Origin of the sequence: Sphingorhabdus sp., assembly GCF_040079335.1 — a bacterium.
Lineage (GTDB): Bacteria > Pseudomonadota > Alphaproteobacteria > Sphingomonadales > Sphingomonadaceae > Sphingorhabdus_B.
The window spans coordinates 1-21220 of the sequence record NZ_JBEBKL010000037.1; the positions used below are offsets into that span (position 1 = coordinate 1).

General features: G+C 57.5%; 12 protein-coding genes and 1 tRNA gene. 7 read left to right on the plus strand and 6 right to left on the minus strand.

The features are described from left to right. Nucleotides 1-76 precede the first annotated feature (76 nt). Genes ABL922_RS10615 through ABL922_RS10625 form a run of 3 tightly spaced genes read left to right on the plus strand, consistent with a single transcriptional unit; the run spans nucleotide 77 to nucleotide 2069 of the window. Nucleotides 77-493 carry a hypothetical protein gene (locus ABL922_RS10615; protein ID WP_349024189.1) on the plus strand — a complete coding sequence of 139 codons (417 nt, stop codon included), beginning with the start codon at nucleotides 77-79 and terminating at the stop codon, nucleotides 491-493. Then, the gene (gene ribD / locus ABL922_RS10620; RefSeq protein WP_349024206.1) at nucleotides 490-1476 is read left to right on the plus strand and encodes a bifunctional diaminohydroxyphosphoribosylaminopyrimidine deaminase/5-amino-6-(5-phosphoribosylamino)uracil reductase RibD; all 987 of its coding nucleotides are present in this window, start codon (nucleotides 490-492) and stop codon (nucleotides 1474-1476) included. The genes ABL922_RS10615 and ribD overlap by 4 nt, the downstream gene beginning before the upstream one ends. Next, the gene (locus ABL922_RS10625; protein ID WP_349024190.1) at nucleotides 1461-2069 is read left to right on the plus strand and encodes a riboflavin synthase; all 609 of its coding nucleotides are present in this window, start codon (nucleotides 1461-1463) and stop codon (nucleotides 2067-2069) included. Before ribD ends, ABL922_RS10625 begins: the two co-directional genes overlap by 16 nt. An 87-nt stretch (nucleotides 2070-2156) precedes the next feature. Here the strand turns inward: ABL922_RS10625 and ABL922_RS10630 are convergent, their stop codons facing one another. Next, on the minus strand, nucleotides 2157-2906 hold the full coding sequence (locus tag ABL922_RS10630; RefSeq protein ID WP_349024191.1) for a DUF1134 domain-containing protein: 750 nt from the start codon (nucleotides 2904-2906) through the stop codon (nucleotides 2157-2159). A gap of 183 nt (nucleotides 2907-3089) precedes the next feature. Between ABL922_RS10630 and ABL922_RS10635 the strand changes: the two genes are divergently transcribed. Further along, nucleotides 3090-3182, plus strand: a tRNA-Ser gene (locus tag ABL922_RS10635). A 157-nt stretch (nucleotides 3183-3339) separates the two neighbouring features. Here ABL922_RS10635 and ABL922_RS10640 read toward each other — a convergent pair. From ABL922_RS10640 to ABL922_RS10650, 3 genes are all read right to left on the minus strand, one after another. Further along, a complete protein-coding gene (locus tag ABL922_RS10640; RefSeq protein WP_349024192.1) occupies nucleotides 3340-4689 on the minus strand; it encodes an HlyD family type I secretion periplasmic adaptor subunit in 1350 nt (449 codons plus the stop codon). A gap of 4 nt (nucleotides 4690-4693) precedes the next feature. Then, entirely contained in the window at nucleotides 4694-6442 is a 1749-nt protein-coding gene (locus ABL922_RS10645; protein WP_349024193.1) for a type I secretion system permease/ATPase, read from the minus strand. 93 nt (nucleotides 6443-6535) lie between these two features. Beyond that, nucleotides 6536-15259, minus strand: a complete 8724-nt coding sequence (locus tag ABL922_RS10650) for a Calx-beta domain-containing protein (protein ID WP_349024194.1) — start codon at nucleotides 15257-15259, stop codon at nucleotides 6536-6538. 693 nt (nucleotides 15260-15952) lie between these two features. Here ABL922_RS10650 and ABL922_RS10655 point away from each other — a divergent pair. The 3 genes from ABL922_RS10655 to ABL922_RS10665 all read left to right on the plus strand — a co-directional run bounded on the left by ABL922_RS10655 (nucleotide 15953) and on the right by ABL922_RS10665 (nucleotide 19480). Continuing rightward, nucleotides 15953-16609, plus strand: a complete 657-nt coding sequence (locus ABL922_RS10655; RefSeq protein WP_349024195.1) for a response regulator transcription factor — start codon at nucleotides 15953-15955, stop codon at nucleotides 16607-16609. Then, on the plus strand, nucleotides 16606-17967 hold the full coding sequence (locus ABL922_RS10660; RefSeq protein WP_349024196.1) for a HAMP domain-containing sensor histidine kinase: 1362 nt from the start codon (nucleotides 16606-16608) through the stop codon (nucleotides 17965-17967). The genes ABL922_RS10655 and ABL922_RS10660 overlap by 4 nt, the downstream gene beginning before the upstream one ends. A 109-nt stretch (nucleotides 17968-18076) precedes the next feature. Next, nucleotides 18077-19480 (plus strand): TolC family outer membrane protein, encoded by a 1404-nt coding sequence (locus ABL922_RS10665; RefSeq protein ID WP_349024207.1) that lies wholly within the window; start codon nucleotides 18077-18079, stop codon nucleotides 19478-19480. A gap of 37 nt (nucleotides 19481-19517) precedes the next feature. Here the strand turns inward: ABL922_RS10665 and ABL922_RS10670 are convergent, their stop codons facing one another. Together ABL922_RS10670 and hemA are read right to left on the minus strand one after the other, a co-directional pair. After that, the gene (locus ABL922_RS10670) at nucleotides 19518-19817 is read right to left on the minus strand and encodes a DUF411 domain-containing protein (RefSeq protein WP_349024197.1); all 300 of its coding nucleotides are present in this window, start codon (nucleotides 19815-19817) and stop codon (nucleotides 19518-19520) included. 148 nt (nucleotides 19818-19965) lie between these two features. Beyond that, nucleotides 19966-21180 (minus strand): 5-aminolevulinate synthase, encoded by a 1215-nt coding sequence (gene hemA, locus ABL922_RS10675; RefSeq protein WP_349024198.1) that lies wholly within the window; start codon nucleotides 21178-21180, stop codon nucleotides 19966-19968. Nucleotides 21181-21220 lie beyond the last annotated feature (40 nt).

The following is a 21220-nucleotide window of genomic DNA, read 5'->3' on the forward strand; positions in this document are numbered from 1 at the left end:
TCCCCTAACCCCTCCCGCAAGCGGGAGGGGAACTTGCCCACTGGAATTCGCGCGTCGCAATCCCTACACAGGCCGAATGAGTTTCTTCAAAGACGCATCTGTGAAAGGCGGGGTCGCCGACCTGTTCGGCTATATGCGCGAGCAGCGCGGAGGGCGGTTGCTGATCCTGCTGCTCGCCTGCGTGCCGACCGCGACGATCGTTGCGATGTTTTATTTTGACGCGATGGACAAAGCGACCCCGCCGCCGCCGACCGTCACCTATTTCGAAAGCGGGCCCGCCGACCGTTCGGTTGAGGAGAGCCTCGCCGCGATCCGCGAATATCAGAAGAAAAAGGACGCGATGCGCGCGCGCGAGCGCGAAGCCTACAAGGCCTTGGGCAGTGCCGTGGGCATGGATGTCGAGACACTCGACGCCGAGGCCCGGAAAGACGACGCCGAACGCCGCGCCAAGGCCGAGGCCGAGATCGCCGCGCGCGTAGGGGCATCGAAATAGCTGTCTCGGCAGAAGACCGGCGCTGGTTGGCCGCCGCCATCGCTCTTGCCGAACGCGGCAAGGGGCGGACGGGCCATAACCCTTCGGTGGGCTGCATCATCGTCAAAGACGGCGTCGTCGTCGGGCGCGGCTGGACCCAGCCCGGCGGCCGCCCGCATGCCGAGGCAGTTGCACTCGAACAGGCCGGAAGCGCAGCGGCAGGGGCGACCATCTATGTCAGCTTGGAACCCTGCGCACATGAAAGCGCACGCGGGCCTGCTTGCACGGACAGCCTTGTTGCTGCCAAGCCAGCGCGCGTCGTTGGCGCGCTGACCGACCCCGACCCGCGCACCGCCGGCAAGGGCTTTGACCGGCTGAAGGCGTCAGGAATTTCGGTTGAGCGCGACGCGATGGCTGCCGAGGCGGGGGCCGGGCTTGCCGGCTTTGTGACGCGCATCACTACGGGCCGCCCGCATGTAACGCTCAAGCTCGCTACCTCATTGGATGGCAGCATCGCGATGGCCGATGGCAGCAGCCGTTGGATCACCGGTGAAGCAGCCCGCGCGCATGCCCATCTCGAACGCGCACGCTGCGACGCCATATTGGTCGGCGCTGGCACGGTGCGCGCAGATGCCCCCAAACTCGACGTCCGCCTGCCCGGCCTTGAGGCGCGCAACCCGCGCCGCATCATGCTCGGCAGCGGCGACGCACCCGAGGGGTGGGAGGTCATCCGCGCTCCGCAAGATATCGCTGCGCTCGATTGTAATAGCCTGATTGTCGAAGGCGGTGCGCAGACTGCCAGCGCGTTCCTGCGCGCGAGGCTGGTCGACCGACTTATGCTTTACCGCGCCCCCATCCTCATCGGAGGCGGCAAGCCCTGCCTTGGCGATATCGGCCTGACCGATCTGGCGGCTGCACATAGCCGCTGGCAGCTTTCCGACACGCGGATGCTTGGCAACAACCGGTTTGAGGTTTACGAGGCCATCCCATGTTCACAGGCATAGTCACCGATATCGGAACCATCACCACCGCCGAGCAACGCGGCGACCTGCGGCTCGTCATCCAGTGCGGTTATGACATGGGCGGGGTTGACCTCGGCGCATCGATCGCCTGTTCGGGTTGCTGCCTGACCGTTGTTGATAAAGGCGCGGACTGGTTCGCGGTCGATGCCTCGGCCGAAACCGTCAGCAAGACTGCAGGCGGCCTCTGGGTCCAAGGTCGCCGCCTCAACCTCGAACGCGCGCTCAAGGTGGGCGATGAGCTGGGCGGGCATATCGTAACAGGCCATGTCGATGGTGTGGGCGAAGTGCTGTCGGTCGAACCGGTTGGCGATTCACACAAGGTGACCATCGCTGCCCCCGCTGCGCTCGCTCCCTATATCGCCGAAAAGGGATCAATCACCGTCGACGGCGTTTCGCTGACGGTCAACAGCGTGACCGACGCGAGCGATGGCCGCGCGCATTTCACGCTCAACATCATCCCGCACACATGGGATGTCACCACGCTCGCCGAACTGGCTGAGGGACGGGCGGTCAATCTCGAAATCGACGTGCTCGCGCGCTACCTGAAGCGCATGGAAGAAGTTCGCGCGCGTTAGATTGGTTGCGGCACCGGTCAAACCGACAAAAAAAGGGCGTCCCGCAGGACGCCCATTTGCCCTTCTTGGCGCGACCCAAGGGCTCTTTTAGAACGGCAGCCAGCGCTGCTTCTTGGAAAACTTCATATAGCCGACATTGGCCCCCAGTCGCAGCCCGGCGCCAACGCGGATCGGGATCAACACTATATCGCCGCGCCGCAAATAGCTGGCGTTGAACCCGCCCACCAGATAGGCGACACCCTCACCCGAAGGGAAACGGCGGTAAAGATCTTCGCTATCATAAAGATTATAGACCAACACAAAGGTGCTGCCCGCATTGGCACCTGCGTCAAAACCGATCGAAGGGCCAGTCCAGTACACCGGCTTCTCGCCCTCCACCTTGTGGTGCAGCGTTCCCGAGCCATAGCGCAAACCCACGACCAGCGCGCCACCGCCCTCGCGGCCGACAATATAGCCATTGGGCTTGCCCTGCTTTTTGAGGATGTCCTCGATCAGATTGCCGAGACCCTGTGCGCCTTTGCCAAATACGCCTTCAGCCGCACCGATGAGGTCATCTTCCTGATAGGTCGATTGATCTCCAGCTGGTGGAACAGTCGCAGGCGTTGCTGTGCTTTCCATTCCCGGCGCGACCGTGGTATCGCCCTCGATAGGCGGATCGGTGGGGATGTCGGTGGCGGTCGGTGTTTCAACCTTGGGCGGCGTGCCCAGGTCTGCATCGATCGCGTCGTTAGGATCTACAGTCTGGATTTGCGCGCTGACGGGCGAGCCGACCAGCAACAATGTGGCAAAAGCAAGCGCCAGACGGCTCCCGAATTTTTGCAGGGACAGGCCGGTCATAAGTCGCAATCCTCCATAATAGCTTCAAAGGCTAACGACGCGCTTAGGGCGCGCACAATGAACGGGCGATGAGTCGAGTCGCTTTCGCGCCCAAGCGAGTCAGTTTTCGTGTAAGGATATGCGTGGAATAGGCATTGCAGCCCGATGGCTTGCTCGCTATAGGCCCCCGACGCCAATCGCGCAGGAGACGTGGGTGAGTGGCTGAAACCAACGGTTTGCTAAACCGTCGTACTGGTAAATCCGGTACCGAGGGTTCGAATCCCTCCGTCTCCGCCATTTTGCCGCTTTGACTGAAGCTAGGGGTTTCAGCGCCAGACTGGCGCCTGAAGCGATTCTGGAATGGGCAACCGGACCGAACGAACACAAACCGCGCCCGGCTTCCAGCCAAGCGGGGCTTATGCGCCGCGTTCGTTGCAATCCAATTTTTCCAAACTCAATTTTCGCGACCAGTGCGCCACAGCATCTGCGTCAGCGGTTCGAGTAGATATTGCAGCGCAGTCCGCTTGCGCAGTGGAATCATCACCTCTGCAGGCAAGCCAGCCTTTAACGGTGCCTCGTTCCTGATTTTGGCTATTTTGCTCATTTCGCTCGGCGGAACAGTGACTTCCACCATGAAGAAACGCTCGCCGCTGCGCTCATCCTCCAGGCTATCGGCCGAAATTTTGCTCACCTTGCCGTTGAGAATGGGGATGCTTTTTTCCTGCAAAGCGCTGAAGCGGACCTGCGTTTCCATTCCGATCTTGATATCATCGGCGTCGTTCGGGGAAGCCTTGGCTTCCACCACCAGCGCCCGGTTGTTGGGGACAATTTCCATCAGCTTCTCACCGGGGCCAACAACGCCGCCCACGGTAAAGATGCTCAAACCAACCACTTTTCCGGTTGCAGGCGCGCGAAGCATCGAAGCTTTCAGTTGCTCCCGCGTAGCAGCCAGTTTGGGCATGACTTCATCCAGCCTCACTTGCACTTCACGCAATTGGGTCGCCGCATCCTCGATCGTCCGCCGCTCGATCGAAACCGACTGCATGCGGGCTTCGCCTATCGCCTCTGACGATCTTGCGATCTCCGAATTATAAGCACCAAAATCGCCATCGAGCCGGGCAGCTTCCCTTTCCATTGCCCTGATCCTGTTCTTCGCAACAAAACCGCGTTCGGCCAGTTCCTGCATTCCCTTCAGTTCGTCACCAATCAGGCCTTGCTGGATCCGATTGGCTTCTCTTTGATGTTCGAACGAACCGATCTGCGAGCGATATTGCTGAATTTGCTGGCCGATTATGTCGCGTTCGGACGCAATCGAACGTCGGCGCGCATCGAACAGCGATTTCTGGCCATGAAAAGCTTCCTCGGCCAGCACCAGATCCTGTTGGGTCATCGCCTCAAACTCTGCCGGCCGCACCATCGTGCCTTTGCCATCACGCTCCGCCTCGAGCCTCGAACGCATTGCCAGCAGATTGGCTATCTCGCCAGCCATCCCCTTTTCCGCCGCAACCAGCTCCAGCGCCGAAATCGTCACGAGCAGATCACCCTTTTTGACGAGCTGCCCTTCGCTGACGTTGATGGCGGTCACAACCCCGCCATCGCGGTGCTGCACTGCCTGCCGGTTGCCGGAAACGGCGACCACACCTTGCGCCATCGCGCCTGCATCGAGCGGTGTGAGCGCTGCCCAACCCAGCAGGACCACGAAGAAGCCGGAGGCTATCAACCAGCCCTTGCGCAAATCCTTTTCGGGCGAAAGCAATTCTTCAAAGCTGTCTTCAAGCGACAGGGATGCTGACAGGTCGTTCATCGGCTCAGGCCTTTTTCATCTCGACGACATTGGTTTTTTCCGCAGCTTCCTTGAGAGTTCCTATGACCTCTTCACGTGAACCCTGCATCGAAATGCTGCCGTCAACCATTACGATCAGTCGGTCGGCAAGTTGGAGCATTTGCGGTTTGTGTGAAATCAGGATGATTGCCTGGTTCTGCAAACGCGCTGCCTCAATCGTCCGAACCAGCGCCTGATCGCCTTCGGCATCCAGCGCCGAATTGGGCTCGTCCAGGATGAGCAGTTTCGGGTCCCCGTACAGCGCGCGAGCGAGCGCCACGCGCTGCGCTTGTCCGCCAGAAAGACGCAATGCTGATGCACCGATTTCCGTTCCGTACCCATCGGGGAATTTTAGAATGAGGTCGTGAATTCCCGCCAGTTTGGCTGCCTTCACCGCGCGTTCAGCCACCGTCTCGGCGCTCTCTCCGATGTTGCTCGCAAAACGAGAGACATTTTCAAGCACGGTCCCGGGCAATAGCCCGCAATCCTGCGGCAAATAGCCAATATGGCGGGCAAGGCGTTCACTTTCCCAGCTTTCATATTCCGCACCGTCGATACGCACTTCGCCGACATCGGGTAAAATTGCCCCGGCTGCGATTCGTGCCAACGTGGATTTGCCCGATCCGGACGGCCCCAATATACCGACGACCTCACCCGGTTTGACTTCGAATTGCACGCCCCGGACGATGAAAGCTGTCTGTTGCGGATTGCGCAGTGCGATCCCGGCGAGCGACAAGTGACCCGCAGGTTCGGGCAACAGCATCTTCACGGCTTTGGAATCCGCGCTGGTTTCAAAAATGTCGACCAACGTGTCGAGCGATTGCTTGGCTTGCATCAACTGGGGCCATGCGCCAACCAGCTGTTCAATCGGCTGCAACGCGCGGCTGAGCAGAACCGAACCGGCAATAATCGCACCGGCTGAAATCTGCCCGCCTACGGCAAGCCAAGCGGCTAGACCCAGCGCAAGCGATTGAAGCAGCATGCGCACAAATTTGACGACCGAATTTGACTGCGCAGCGCGGAGTTGCGCGATGGTCGAAAGGCGCAATCCTTCATTGCGATGACCGATCTGCCTGTTCACCATTGCTGTCCGCATGCCAAGAACCCGGACGAGTTCGGACTGCGACGTAACGATATCTTGCGCGGCATGCGCCCCGGCAACAGCTTGATGCGATTGCTTCATGCCCTCCCGAACAGCACGCTCGTTGCGCATCGCGAGAGCAACGAGGAGCGCGCCGCCTGCAATGATGAGCAGTGCAAGCGCGGGATGCAGAAGAAAGGCCACAATGAGGTAAATCGGCGTCCAAGGCATATCGAACAGCGCCATCAGCCCGGGACCGACCATCGCTTGACGCACCGTATCGAACTCACGCATCGCCTGTGCGGCTTTTGCTTTGCCGGAACCGGTTTTTTCCTGATCCAGAACCCGTTCAAAGATCTTGGCTGAAAGCGCGTCATTCAAGCGGAGTGATGCCCGCACCATCAATTTCGACCGGGCGTTGTCCAGCGAGGAGAGAACAGCAAGCGAGGCAGTGAGCACCACGGTCAACCAGGCCAATGTCGCGATTCCGCCGGTGGGTACTACACGGTCATAGACCTGCATCATGTAGATTGTCGGCGCGAGAAACAGGACATTGACCAGCGCGCTGAATGCCGCGCTAGACCTGAAATATTTCACACAATCCGCGAAGGCATTGGCCAGCGGAGCTGGCCATTTTTTCTGAAAATACTGCATTGGAACCCCCTATTCCCTTGATTCCAATTTTGTGGTCGGCACCGGATCCGCGACCCAAACAGAATCCGGTGCCTGCGAAGCATCACTGAGTCATCAGAAGAGATTTTCGTGATGATTGCCGTTCCTATGGAACGCCCAGCTGTCTTCATCCTGAAATTTAACCAAGTGGTTCTGCTCAGCCGAATGGGCGAATGGCAGAGCATCCGAACCCAGGCCCGCCGCAAGGTTTGAACTTCCTTGGCGGATCAGCGGAGCAAGTTCGTCAGCGATATCGAGCAGAGCCGGCTTCTGAGCAACCAGAGCCGCCCCCTTCAGCCAATTGCCGTCTTCGTCGAACAGCTGTCGGCCACGCTCGAACCGGTCACCAAACGACATATTGGCTTCACGAACCGCCCAATCCGCAGCGGCACCCCTGTTGCCGAGCAATCCGCCCGCCAGAGCCAGCCCCATTTCCAGAACCGCCTCTTCACCGGCAGGTTGGGATTTGAACAGATCGGTTGCAAAGCTGCCAAGGTCGGACGCCAGCAGCGAGCCGGTGACCACATCCTGCGGACGCATATCACCGATCACAGCATCTCCGCCACCGTTGGTGTTGAACACCACGCGGTGCGCCGAAGTCAGGGCGGAAATGTCGACTGTGTCGTTCGCCGCGCTGCCTTCAACGGTGATGGTGTTGTACCGCAAGCTGGTAGTGGTGAAATCGCCAACCACACGGATCGAATCACCGCTTGCCGCCACATTCGTCGTCGATCCGGGTGTCGGATTGTTGGCATTGCTGCCGGCCAATGCGCTTATCGGATCGCTTGAAGTCAGCACCTTGATTTCTTCGATTCCGGTCAGTTCGGAAATCACTGCCTCGGCACCTGCCCCAACCTGTCGTGTGACGACAATCTGGGTAGCGGCATTCAAGCCAGCACCGAAACCGGCGGCGATTGCGGCAGTCCTTGTGTAGATCACAAAGTTTTCCGCATCCGAACTGCCAACAAGCTCAAACGTATCGCCCGTCAGACCATTGGTGCTGCCATTCACAAAGTCGCGACCGCCAGTGCTTGCCTGTCGGATAACATCGTCACCGCTGCCAGCGTTGATGCTATCAGCACCGTCGCCGCCGTCGATAATGTCGTTGCCGCCATTGCCCTGGATATTGTCATTGCCGCCACCGCCTTGGAAGTTGTTGGCGCTGTTGTTGCCAACAATCAAATCGCCGAAGCCGGTTCCAACAACATTGTTGATGCCAGTCAGCTGGTCGGTTGTGACAGCCGCAGTTCCGGTTGTTGCCGTGCCCACCGTCAGGTTGGTTTCGCGCACTGTCGGGCCCTGCAGGTTGGCGTAGATGGCGCCAGCCGTGCGATCGGCATAGTTGACAGTATCGCTGCCACCCTGGCCAAGGATGACGTCCGCACCGGACCCCGGCGTGAAGACGTTGTTCCCGGTCGAGCCGACCAGACGGTCACCAAATGCGGTGCCCACAACATTTTCGATGCTGGCGAGGGTGTCGGTAGTCACAGCGGGCGTACCCGTTGTTGCCGTGCCCGCGGTGTGCGCCGTTTCGCGAACGAAGTTTGCGCCAAGATTGGCATAAACTGCCCCGGTTGCGGCACTATAGTTGGCAGTATCTACATCGGCACCGCCATCAAGGATGTCTGCACCGGCGCTGCCAAACAGCACGTCATTACCGGCAAGTCCGGTCATATTGTCCGGATTGGTCGAACCAACCAGCGAGTCAGGGCCAACCGTGCCATTGACAAGGTTGAAGCTGTCATCGTTGGTCACCGTCGCATCCGAAGCGGCACCGATTGCCGCGCCAACGGCATTGGACAGCGCAAGCGCGACCGTTTCGTTGGTTTCCAGCTGCATGTCGCCATTGACCAAGACCGTGACCGTTTTGCTGGTTTCGCCGGGGGCGAAGGTCAGCGAACCCGACTGGCTTTGATAGTCGTTATTGGCAATCGTTGCTGTGCCATCCGCCGTAGCAAAGTCGACGGTAACCGCCGCTGCCGAAGCACCCGAAAGCGACACGGTGAAGACCAGATTGGTTGTTCCCGTATTGCCTTCGGCAATCGTAGCACCCGAAACTGATAGAGTTGGCATCGGATCATTGTCGTTGATGGTGCCTTCTGCGGCGCCATCTGCGACATTTGCACCGACAACATTGCTCAGATTTACAGCCAGTGTTTCTGCCGTCGGTTCATAGAGCATGTCATCGAGCAACGGCACAGTGATCGTCTTGACCGTTTCACCGGGTGCAAAGGTTAGCGAGCCTGAGGCTGCGCTATAGTCCGCACCCGCTATGGCCGTGCCGTCTGCCGTTGCAAAGTCCAGCGTGACCGGCAAGCCCGACGCGCTATCCAGACTGACCGTGAAGACCAGCGATGGAACGCCACCCTCTGTTACTGCAACAGGATCGGAAATCGAAACCTGCGGCATCGGATCCGCCACGTCGATCTGGATCGACGCCGTGGAAGCGGCCGTGTTCGACGTATCCGCGCTGGTGAAGTTGACCGAATAGGTTTCGACCCCTTCGAACAGCGTGTCCTGTGCTGCATTGACGACCAGCGTTACGGTTGTCGAACCTGCCGGGATAGTCAATGAACCGGCTGCGAGCGTATAGTCATCGGGCGACACCGCCGTTCCGTCGACAGCCGCATAGTTGACAACAATGTCCTTGCCAGCGGCCGCATCGATCGAAACCGTGATCGTTGCAACGCCACCTTCGTCGACATTGACGCTATCGACAGTCAACGCCGGTTTGGCATCATCATTGGCGATCGTTACCGTCGCCGAAGCCACTGCGTTCGCGGTGTTTGCACTGCTGAGATTGACGGCAAGGCTCTCATCATTTTCATAGAGCGTGTCGCCATTCACCGGAATGGTGATCGTGGCAGTGGTGTCACCGGCCGCAATTGTCAGCGACCCCGTAGCGCCGACAAAGTCAACGCCGTCGGTTGCGGTGCCACCTGCTGTGGCCCAGTCGATCACTGTGTCCGTAGCCGACACGCCGCTGAGCGTGACCGTCAGCATCGCGTTTGTCGTTCCGGCGTCGCCTTCAACCAAGTTGACGTCGCTGACCGCCATTGTCGGCATCGGATCATTGTCGTTGATCGAACCGCTTGCCGTCACCGCCCCCAATGTTGCGCCGACAACCGCAGTCAGGTTCACCGAAACCGATTCTGGTGCCGCTTCATAGACTGCATCATCAGCCACCGTGATCGAAATGGTCTTGGTGGTTTCGCCCGGCGCAAAGACCAGGGTTCCAGTCGATCCCGCATAGTCGCCGGGAGCAGCGGCGCTACCGTCCGCAGTTGCATAGTCAACCGTCACGGGCAGGCCCGAGGCTTCCGAAAGCGAGACGGTGAATTCAAGTACCGCACCTGCACCTTCAGATACCGCGACAGCATCCGAAATCGACACCACCGGCGGTACATCGCCGTCGGGTGTGATCGTAACGGTCGCATTGAGCGAGGCATTGAAGGTATCGCTGCTGGTCAATGCGACCGTGAAGTCTTCGCTGCCCTCATATGTGTTGTCGTTCACGATCGGCACCGTAACCGTCATCGCGGCAACGCCCGGTGCGAACACCAGCGTCCCCGATGTAGCGTCAAAGTCGTCTGGCGATACCGCGGTTCCGATGGCCGTCGCAAAGTTGATAGCGATCGGGCGGCCCGCAATTTCGGTCAGTTCAACCGTCACTTCGGCAGACCCGCCATCCTCTGCGATTACCACGTTGGAAACCGCCATCGACGGAGCCGTATCATCATTGACAATCGTCGCCGTTCCGCTCGCATCCGCAATTGCGATGCCATAAGAGGCATTGCTCAGATTGATGCTGAACTGTTCGTCATTTTCGAACAGGGTTTCACCCGCAACATCGATGGTGACATCGACGAATGTTTGCCCAGCCGGGATCGTCACTGTTCCTGCCGCGCCGGTGAAGTCCGAGCCTGCCGCTGCTGTTCCAGCTACGCTGGCCCAGTCGACGGTCACATCGGTTCCGACTGCGAAATCGAGCGAAACGCGGAAGGTGGCCGTGGTCACCCCTGCATTGCCTTCGGCAACGCTGATATCGTCGACCGACATTCCCGGGCGCACAACCAAAGTGGCAAAATCAACTGTGCCATCTTCAAACCGGAAGTTTTCGACATCGGCGACAAGGTCGCTACCCTGTCCTGCCTGGGCACCGATTCCGGTCAGGCGAACCACGCTGTGTCCAGCATAGGTGACCTCTGCGACCAGATAGTCCGCACGATTGCCGGCAAGGATCAGCGTATCGGTTTTGCCGGCATCGCTGCCGCCGTCACCCAGCTTGATGTCTTGGAACAGCTTGGTGCGAAGCATTTCGGTGAAGTGCTTTTCATAATCTGCACCACCCAATTGGGCGTTAGCGGCATCGATAAGCCCGCTATTGTCGAGTACATCGTTCCATGCAACGCGGTTGGATGCGCCCTGATAGAGCCAATCCATCTCCTCTTGGGTGTAGTAGGCAAACTGATCAATCGCTGCTGCGGCATCCGGGGTGTCGACATCGAAAATGCCGTCCCACAATTGCGCAGCTGCCGCTGAATAGATCGCGCCGTTGCCATCCCAGACAGCGATAGCATCCCCGTTCACATCGAACAGCTCGCGCAATTCTGCATGCAGATTGTTGGCGTTGTCGTTGTTGTTATTGTGGGTGTAAGCCGTCTGGTATTTACCAATGACCTCGTCAAGCCGCATCGAGCCGCCGATGATGATGTCATCGCCTGCGCCGCCGCTGAACTTGTCACTGCCGGTGCCACCGATCAACCAGTTGTCGTTGGCATCCCCCGTCAGCGTGTCATTGCTGACCGATCCGGCAACAGCTTCGATCTGGGTAGATGCGGGAACTGGCGTTGTGCCGTCAATTTGCACCTGCGGATTGGCCTGATTTTGCAGGTCAAATGCGATGCCATTGGCCGATGCAACATTGTCCGAAAAATCGATCATGTCATAGCCGGTATCGGTGATGCCGTCTCCGCCCAATACCTCGTCGGGTCCGCCACCAAGAGCTTGCGATGGATTGCCGGGACGCAATATGTCGTCGCCGTTGCCGCCGTACAGGATATCTTGATCGGCACCGCCAACGATCACGTCATCGCCATTATCGCCGTAGAGATTGTCGCCGGTGATGCCGCCATCGATAAAGTCGTTGCCGTCGCCGCCATGGGTGAACGGATCGGTTTCGCCTTCGCCATAGATGCGGTCATCGCCGCCACCGCCTGCGAGTTTATCGATACCGATGCCGCCATGGATTTCATCGTTACCCATGCCGCCCATCAGCTGATCGACACCTGCTGCTGCCGTGGCACTGGAGTCACCTGCGATATAGTCATCGCCTGCGCCGCCGTCGGCCAATTCAGCACCGTCGCCACCGATGATCCGGTCCTTACCATCGCCACCATACAGGCGGTCAATGCCGTTGCCGCCATAGATGATGTCGTTACCGCCATCACCATAAACGGTGTCGTCACCGCCACGGGCATAGATGAAGTCGTCATATTTGGTGCCGACAATGACTTCGGTCGATTCCGCGCCCGAATTGTCTGTGCCATCGATGCCGAGGCCGCCGTTAGGAGCATTCGGATCGGTGACGCGGGTATCGCGGATAAACTGCTTGTTCGTAACAACGCCGGTCACTGGATCAGTGATGCGGACGTTGATCGTCTGTCCATCGCGACTTTGTGTGTTGCCACCGTCGGAGTAAATACCCTTGGTATTTCCAACAACATTGATCAGATCGCCATATTTATGGTTGTTGTTAACGGTGTTGGTGTCGTCTCGCGTCGCCCCAAGATCATAATATTGATCATTATAGGAGAAGGCACTTCCACCCATATGGGTCAGGCCGGTGTTGCGTTCGATAATGTCCTTGAACTGGCCGCCTGCGATTTCGTCGGCAAACTGCTGGTTCACCAAGCGATAGAGATAGTAGAAGCGATCACCATCCTGCAGGCGCTCCATCTGGTCAACAAAGACCAGGTTGAAGGTTTCACCCAACAAGCCACCGGTGACATGAACTTCAGCCAGACCGCCGAGCCAGGTGTCGATCATGTCAACGCCGCGATCACCGCCATTCATAAAGTTGAAGGCGTAATCAGAGGCATAGGCCTCGAATTCGGCGTCTGTCATCGCGTCTTGGACAAGGCCAAGGCTCAAGGCTAGCGAGACGGCTTCAGCGGTATCGGCATAGTTTCCTTCGTTTAGCGCCATGACCGCAGCCGCCTTGCCCACGTCTCCGTCGAACGAATAGGCTGCAATGAAGTTCACCAGATTGTCGGGATGGCCCATATTGGCACCGAAATCGGTCCAGCCGGTATATGCTTCCAAGCCAACAGCTGTGCGGAATTCGTTAAGCGCCGGAATGCCGACATCACGACCACGAGCGATATTGATCGCGGCAAGGTCGAGTGGCAAGCCCAGCAAGCCTTGGTTCAACGCAGGGGTAATGAATTCATCGATTTCATTACCTTGCTGGTGGGTCATGCCCAATGCGATCGCCGCCGGTCCAAGATCCGCATATTCATCGGGGTTGAGGAAAGCGAGCTTCAGCGCATAGCCGGTGATTTTGCCGGTAAGGCCGTGGGTAGGATCGATTGTGTCAATCGTCTCGCGAAGCTGTGAGTGGCCAAAGCGGAAAATCGACTGTGCATATTCAAGGCTGACAGTCGGGTTTTCACTGTTTGTGTAGCCGACAAATTCCTTGATGTCGGGCGTAACCGTGCGGGCATATTGGTCAATCGCAACATGCTGATATTCCATTTCAACGGTCAGTTTGGCCGCGTTGAACATCACATCAAGGTTCCATGCGATTTCACCGCCGCCAAGGCCGTCATTGGTTTCCCAATTGCCGGTGGCTGCGTTCCATCCGACGCCTGCAGCATCCCAATTCTGGAAGTCTTTCATATATTCGGCGTCATATTGGCCGTCAGCCATTGCACCGTTGCGGGCGTCTGCTTCCTTGTAGATCGTGTTTTTCAGATTCTCGATCTGGAAATTATGTTCTTCGTGGAAGACATGGTGGACAGTGGTCAGACCGAAATTCTCGTTCACACGACCATCGCCGGCAATATAGTGATCGCCGACCGATGCGAGCAACAATGTGCCCACTGCATCGCCGACAAGTCCCGTCGTCGTATTGCCGATTGCTGAAGTGCTCATCACGCTGAAATTCGCGAAATTCACCCAAAGCATCAACGCGTTGGCGCCAGTATAGGTTCCAGCCGGAATGGTCTGCGGACCGGCAGCCAGATCGGTACCGAGTGTCAGGGTCAGCGTGCCACCCGACAGGGTGAAGCTGTCTCCAGCGCGGATCGCACCATTGTTGACGTCGCCCAGGAAGGCGATGGCGTTGTCGATGGCAATATCCTGATTGGCGTCGCCCTTCATCAAGTGGATTTCGTCAAAGCGCGGATTCATGTCGAGGATCAGCGCCTGTCCGCTGTTCGCATAGTTGAAAACGTCGTTCCAGGTCAGATCGGTTCGACCGGATTCGATCATATGCGCCCGCAGCTCGTTCAGGGTCGGCAGCGTTTCGTTGGTCAGCGTGCCGTCCGGCTTGGTCCACTGTGTGGCCAGCGTATGGCCGTTGAGCAGGTTCATACCGGGCTTCCAGTTGCCATCGACAGGGTCAAGCACCCACTCGCGCAACAGATCGGTAACCGCTGCATCGCTGCCATATGTCTGGCTCTGGTCGATAAAGGGTGACGTATGGTTCAGATATTCGGGATTGCCGTCAGCATCAAAGCCAGCAACATTTGCGCGTGCAACCGTGATCGAGGTTGCCGGACGCCCGTCGGGTCCTGTGGCACCATAGAGCGGATCATTGGCAGCAAATGCAATTTTGATCGTTTTGCCCTGAGCACCCTTGTCAATGAAGTCGAGGCCGTGATCGAAGAACTGGCCGAAAATAGTGAACCAGCCATTGGTCGGTGATACGCCCGGATTCTGCGCCCCGATGAAATACTCGCCTTCGCCGGGCGTGCCTGCAAAGCGCGCCTGCGCATCCTGGATTCCCAGCGTTCCCAGCAAGCCCCAATCGTCGACCGATGCTACGCCGTTAGTATAATCGATATGGCCGTTGCCATCGAGATGGAAGGTTACGCCACCCGTGGTCGTCAGCAAGCTGATCATGCGCGGAGTATAATCTACCACATTGTCCATAACGGTTACCGGATTATCCGGGTCGGTCAGATCCTGCGTGATAGAATAGTTGGTGGTGGCTGAACCCAGACCGGTGCTGGCAAAACCCGTGTTTCCACCAAAGGCGTTGGCGAATGCGTTGTTCGCCCAATAAGCTACGCCGGTGGTTGCATTGCCATTTTGATCAACGCCAGTTTCGAACCCGGCCTCTTCGGCTACATAGACGTGGCCATGGCTGTTTTCGGTATATTGCGCGGCGACCGTCCGCAAAAACGGCTGATCGACGGTTCCATAGGCGGAGTTGATCAGATTGAGGTTGTTGTTCAGCCCGGTGACATCGCGCAGACCATAGGATGAAGTCGCGGACGGATAGGATGGACCAAACAGCTCAAGTGCCACGAGCGCGGCGGCCGCAATTTCGTCAGCCGTCAGGACATCATCGCCGTCGACATTGTCCCAAAGCGTAGCGCCGTTTGCGTCAAGCAGATCACTATATCCATCCCAAATCTGGTTGCCATCGCCGTCAAAGATGGCTCCGGTCCCGTTCCAGTTGATGATCGCATTGCCGGCCGCGTCAAACAGCGGGCGAAAATTGATTTGGCTAAGGATGAACGCCAGATCGCTGGCGTTGAACACAAATGGCTTAAGAGCTGAACTGTACATAATACCCCCTTTGCGCGCAAAGCACCCCTGCATGCACGATCTGTCGATTTCAGTTTCTCGATCAGGTCAATCGGCGACTCTATTACTGTTTTCTGTTGAGCCCGTTTCGATTGACTACTTTCTACACACACCCGCAAAAGCCTTCAATCTTTGTTAACCATCTGGCCTACATAGATAAGTTTTGCACGATGCATCATCGTGTAAATCCATATAAACCATAGGATATACAACCTTTTATATGGCAGATTTGGGCAGAGCTTCTGGAGGTGCGAGTCCCGTTATCGGACAGCTTCACAGCGTCGAACGCCAACCGGTGGCACAATAATTCGCGATGACCCAGCAGATTTATATCCCGAGTCGCGGCAATGTTTCAGATCAATTTTCGTGATTTTCAGACAGAAAAAGCAAAACTGAAATACATATGAGATTTCAGCTTTGCTTTATCTTAATGTCAGCTTCATGACAACTTGAGATTGTCAGATTGCCGATATTTGCGACCCGGAGAGCACGAACTATGCGCCTCAAGGCGGTCCGGGGTAGTGGTCAACTAGGACTGCCTCAAAAATGATTTACGCAACAATGCTGCAAAAACCCTGTCATTCGTGACAATATTTTGCTTATGTAAAATTAATCGCCGCCAATTTCAGGTTCGCGACAGCTTCGCTGCATACAGGCTTCAACGGGGGAAAATGTATGCGATTATTGGTTGTTGAGGACGAGCCGGATTTGGCACGGCGCCTGCGTGAGCGCCTGGCGAGCGGTGGCTATGTTATTGAAAGCGTTGGCAACGCCGAAGCGGTTTTCGATCTTCCAGATCCCCAGCATTGGGCAGCAATGGTTATTGACCTTGGTCTTCCGGGCATGAGCGGCATAGATTTCATCCGCCGCTGGCGTCAATTGGGCTACAATACGCCGATATTGGTTTTGACAGCGCGCGGCACATGGCAAGAGAAGGTTGAGGGTCTGAATGCCGGGGCAGACGACTATGTCGTCAAGCCGGTTACCGGCGAAGAATTGATGGCCAGAATCAACGCGCTCATCCGGCGAGCAGCAGGGCAATCCAATGCCCGCCTTTCTGCGGGCGAAATCGCGATGGACCCGGCGGCACGCATGGTGTGGCGCGGCGATGACCTGCTGGAGCTAACGCAGATCGAATATCGGCTGCTGCACCTTTTCCTTTTGCGCGCTGGCCATATTCTTGCCCAAACCGACATTCTGGATCATCTATACCCGATGGCCGATGAAAGAGATTTGAACACCATTGAGGTCCATGTGGGCAGGCTTCGCAAAAAAGTCGGCAAGTCCGCAATCACCACAATCCGGGGACTGGGATACCGGTTTGAGCGATGAAGCCCGACCTCAACAGCCTTAAAACACGCTTCATTGTTGCTACCGCCGCCTGGATATCGATCGGCTTGCTGCTGACCGGCGTCATCGTTTCAAAAATCGTGCGTGAATATGTCATCGATGGTTTTCACGAAGAAATGCAGATCCATATCGAGGAGTTAGCTGCACTTACGGTTGTCGATGACAGCGGCCAGCCTTTTTTGTTGCGCAGGCTTTCCGACCCGCGTTTTATTCCGCAGAATTCCGGCTTTTACTGGCAGGTCGAACGTGCTGGTCATTCGACCATTCGTTCGCCATCTCTTGGAGCGGCAAACCTTCCCACCGGCATGGCAAAATCGCACATACCAAACTGGAAATTTGCATTGGGTCCAACAGGGCAAACGCTCGAATATGCCATGACAAAATCGGTGGCGAAAGGACAGCCGCCGCTTGCATTCTATATCGCGACCGACAAGCGGCTTATGGATGAGGTGCTGGCGGATATCAATTGGCCGCTGCTGTATTCACTATCCAGCTTTGCTGCAATCATGATCATATTGGGCGCTATCCAGATTAATTACAGTCTGCAGCCGTTGCAGCGGATGAAAAAGGCGATCAGCGACATTCGTGACGGTCACGAACGGCGCATGGTGGGTCAATATCCTGCCGAAATCAGGCCGCTGGTGTCCGATCTCAACCATTTGCTCGACGCAAACTGGGCAATGGTCCAGTCAGCCAGAGTGCAGGCCGGCAATCTGGCGCATGGTTTGCGGACTCCATTGGCGATCATGACCGACGAAGCCCAAAACATTGCCGGTCACGGCCACCCCGATAGCGCTGCGGTGTTTTTGAACGCATGCCGACAGATGCAGCGTTATATCAACTATTACACCACCCGCGCGAGAATGGCCGCCACTGCCGGGCTCCCGGGGCATCGCAGTTCATTGGCTAACACGCTTGAACCTGTCATTGGTGCGATGCGCCGACTGCATAGGGAAAATGAAATTCAGATTTGCGTCGGCGACTTTCCCGATGTCGACACCCGAGTTGAAGATGTTGATCTGGAGGAGATGACATCAAACCTTATCGACAATGCCTGCAAATGGACGAACGGGCGGGTGATCATCTCCTGGGAAACCAAAGCTGGAACGGTTTATATCGATGTCGATGATGACGGCCCGGGGATCGCCCCCGAACTTCGCGAAAAAGCGTTCGATATAGGCGAACGACTGGATAAGGCGCAGCTGGGAACCGGACTGGGTCTCGCGATCGTTAGGGACCTTGCACTCCACTATCGTGGCAATGTTGAAATGTCGGAATCGCCGCTGGGGGGGTTACGCGTAAGGCTGTCCTTGCCCGTGCACTATTCACAAAAAGTCTAAACACGCTGCTTGGCGCACGGACCCGAAAATTAGCCCTGGCACAATTCAAGGAGCTATCAAATTGACGAAAGTGCATGCACTATTTGCCGCAACCTCGCTGGCCCTTGCCATGGCCTCCCCCGCGCGTGCCGACACGCTGCGCGGTGCGTTGGCGGATGCCTATCAGACCAACCCGACACTGACGGGTGCGCGTGAGGGACAGAAGGCGACGAACGAGGGGGTGCCGATTGCCAAGGCCAACGGCCGACCCGATGTGCTGGGCAGTGCAACCTATAGCGAACTGTTCCCCCGCTCGGATGGCACCAACTTCACGCCAGACCGGACGCTGAACGGGCGTGCTGATGTCACCGTGCCGCTCTATCTGGGCGGTGCTGTCAAAAACGCGGTGCGTGCAGCCGAGAACAGGGTAGATGCCGGGATCGCCGGATTGCGCGCAACCGAGAGTGCGATTTTTTCGGCCGTGGTTGGCACCTATATGGATGTGATCCGCGACGAAGCGATTGTCGACCTCAACCGTGCGCAGGTCGGTGTGTTGCAGGTCAATCTGGAAGCGACACGCGACCGGTTCGAGATCGGCGATCTCACCCGCACCGATGTGGCGCAATCCGAAGCAAGGTTGGCGCTAGCAACGAGCAGCATGGAAGCCGCGCGCGCCAACCTGATCCGCTCGAAAGAAATCTACATCCAGTTGGTCGGCAAGGCGCCCGAGGCTCTCGAGGCACCTCCACCGCTCCCCAATCTGCCCGAATCGCCTGATGCGGCGGTAGGTGTTGCGCTGGAGAATAATCCGGACCTGATCGCCGCCAAGGAACTGCGCGATGCCGCGCGCTTTGACCGCAGAGGTGCAGAAGCAAGCCGTCTGCCACAGGTAACCGGCTTTGGCTCGGGCAGCTATTCGAACAATTTCGGCAGCATCGATTCGGGTGCTTTGGCTCCGTTCGACAAGACCTCGACCTCGGCACAGGTTGGTGTGCGCGCCACTTTACCGCTCTATCAGGGCGGCCAACCTGCTGCCCAGATCCGCCAGGCACAGGCGCGGATGGGGCAGGCAATCGAGCAGGAAATTGCGGCAGAACGCGAAGCCATCGCACAGACCCGTGCTGCCTATGCCAGCTGGAAGGCGTCGCAGGATGTAATCGTCGCCTCCGAGCGCGCGGTATCGGCAAATGAACTCTCGCTCGAAGGCACCCGCGCCGAGAACAGCGTCGGAAACCGCACAATCCTCGACATTTTGAACGCCGAGCAGGAGTTGCTCAACAGCAAGGTCCAGCTCGTCACCGCACGGCGCAACGCCTATGTCGCGGGCTTCTCGCTGCTTGCTGCTATGGGCCGCGCCGAAGCACGCGATCTGGGTCTCGAAGGCGGCCCGCTCTATGATCCTGTCGCTGAATATGATGCGGTCAAAGGCAGTTGGAACGACTGGTCGTCCAAACCCGACCCCACCGCCAAAGCCACCCGCACGGTTGACACACCAGCACAAAAGGCGGAAATAGAGCCTGTCTTACAATATTGATATTCAAGGTTTTCTAGGCCCGCCTAAGCCAAGCGGGCTAGTATGTTGCAAATACCGACATTTGCTTCGGACCGAATGCGATAACATCAAAATGCTCGCGCACCTCACCCTGTTCCATTCCGGGTGATCCCATCGGCATGCCCGGAACGGCAAGCCCGACATAGCCAGCAGGGCGGATCGAGAGGAAACGGCGAATGTCGGCAGGGGGAACATGGCCCTCAAAGGCAAAGCCGTCGATCACGGCTGTATGGCAAGAGGCCAGTTGCGGTATTATTCCAAATTGCGTGTGAAGATCGTCGCGCGTGTCACGCTCGATGACGGACAAGCCAAATGGCATTTCGGATCGAAACTTTTCGACCCATTTCAAGCAACAACCGCAGCCGACATCATGGAAAACGGCCGCCTTTGCAGGCGACGAACAGGCATGCAAAAGCGGCATTGTCGCCAAAGAAAGCAGTAGAGACCGGCGCGAAAATTCGCTCATCTCACGCTGCCAACCGCAACTCGAACCGCCCCCATATCTCGACCAGTGCATTGGTCAGGTCCTGCATCATTTCTTCGTCGTGCTGCGGGCCGGGGGTGAAGCGCAGGCGTTCGGTACCGCGCGGGACAGTTGGGTAGTTGATCGGCTGCACGTAGGCGCCATATTCGGCGAGCAGCGTGTCGCTTAACTTCTTGGCCTTGACCGGATCGCCCACCATCAATGGCACGATATGTGTCGCGCTTTGCATCACAGGCAGGCCTGCTTCGGCGAACAATTGTTTCAGGCGCGCAGCATTGGCTTGCTGCGCGGCGCGCTCTTCACCTGACTGCTTGAGATGCTTTACCGACGCGAGCACACCTGCAACCAGCACTGGCGACAGCGAGGTCGTAAAGATGAAGCCCGGTGCATAGCTGCGGATCACGTCGACAATCTTCTGGTCGGCTGCGATATAGCCACCCATTACGCCAAAGGCCTTGCCCAGCGTGCCTTCTATGATCGTCACCCGGTCGGCAACCTCGTCGCGCTCAGTTATGCCACCGCCATGCTCGCCATACATGCCGACTGCATGCACTTCGTCGCAGTAAGTGATGGCGTTATATTTGTCGGCAAGGTCGCAGATCGCGGCAATTGGCGCGATGTCGCCGTCCATCGAATAGACGCTTTCAAACGCGATCAGCTTGGGCAGTGCCGGATCGTCATTGGCAAGCAGCTCTTCGAGATGCGCCAGATCATTGTGCCGCCACACGCGTTTTTCGCAGCCTGAGTTGCGGATGCCCGCAATCATCGAGGCATGGTTCAGCTCGTCTGAATAGATGATGCAACCGGGCAATATCTTGGCAAGCGTTGCAAGCGTTGCTTCGTTCGAGACATAGCCCGAGGTGAACAGCAAAGCCGCACCCTTGCCGTGCAAATCGGCAAGTTCAGCCTCGAGTTCGACATGATAATGCGTGTTGCCGCCGATATTGCGCGTGCCGCCAGATCCCGCACCCACATCGTGCAGCGCCACTTCCATCGCCTCGATTACCTTGGGATGCTGGCCCATGCACAGATAGTCGTTCGAGCACCAGACGGTAATGTCTTTAGGTCCATTGTGTCCTGCAAAGCAGCGCGCATTGGGGAATTTCCCCTTGTTGCGCAAAATGTCGATAAACACGCGATACCGACCTTCCGCATGGAGAGCGTCCAATGCGCTACCAAAGATTTTATCATAGTCCATGATCACCTCCTCATGGTGTCGATGACTGCGCCCGGGCTTC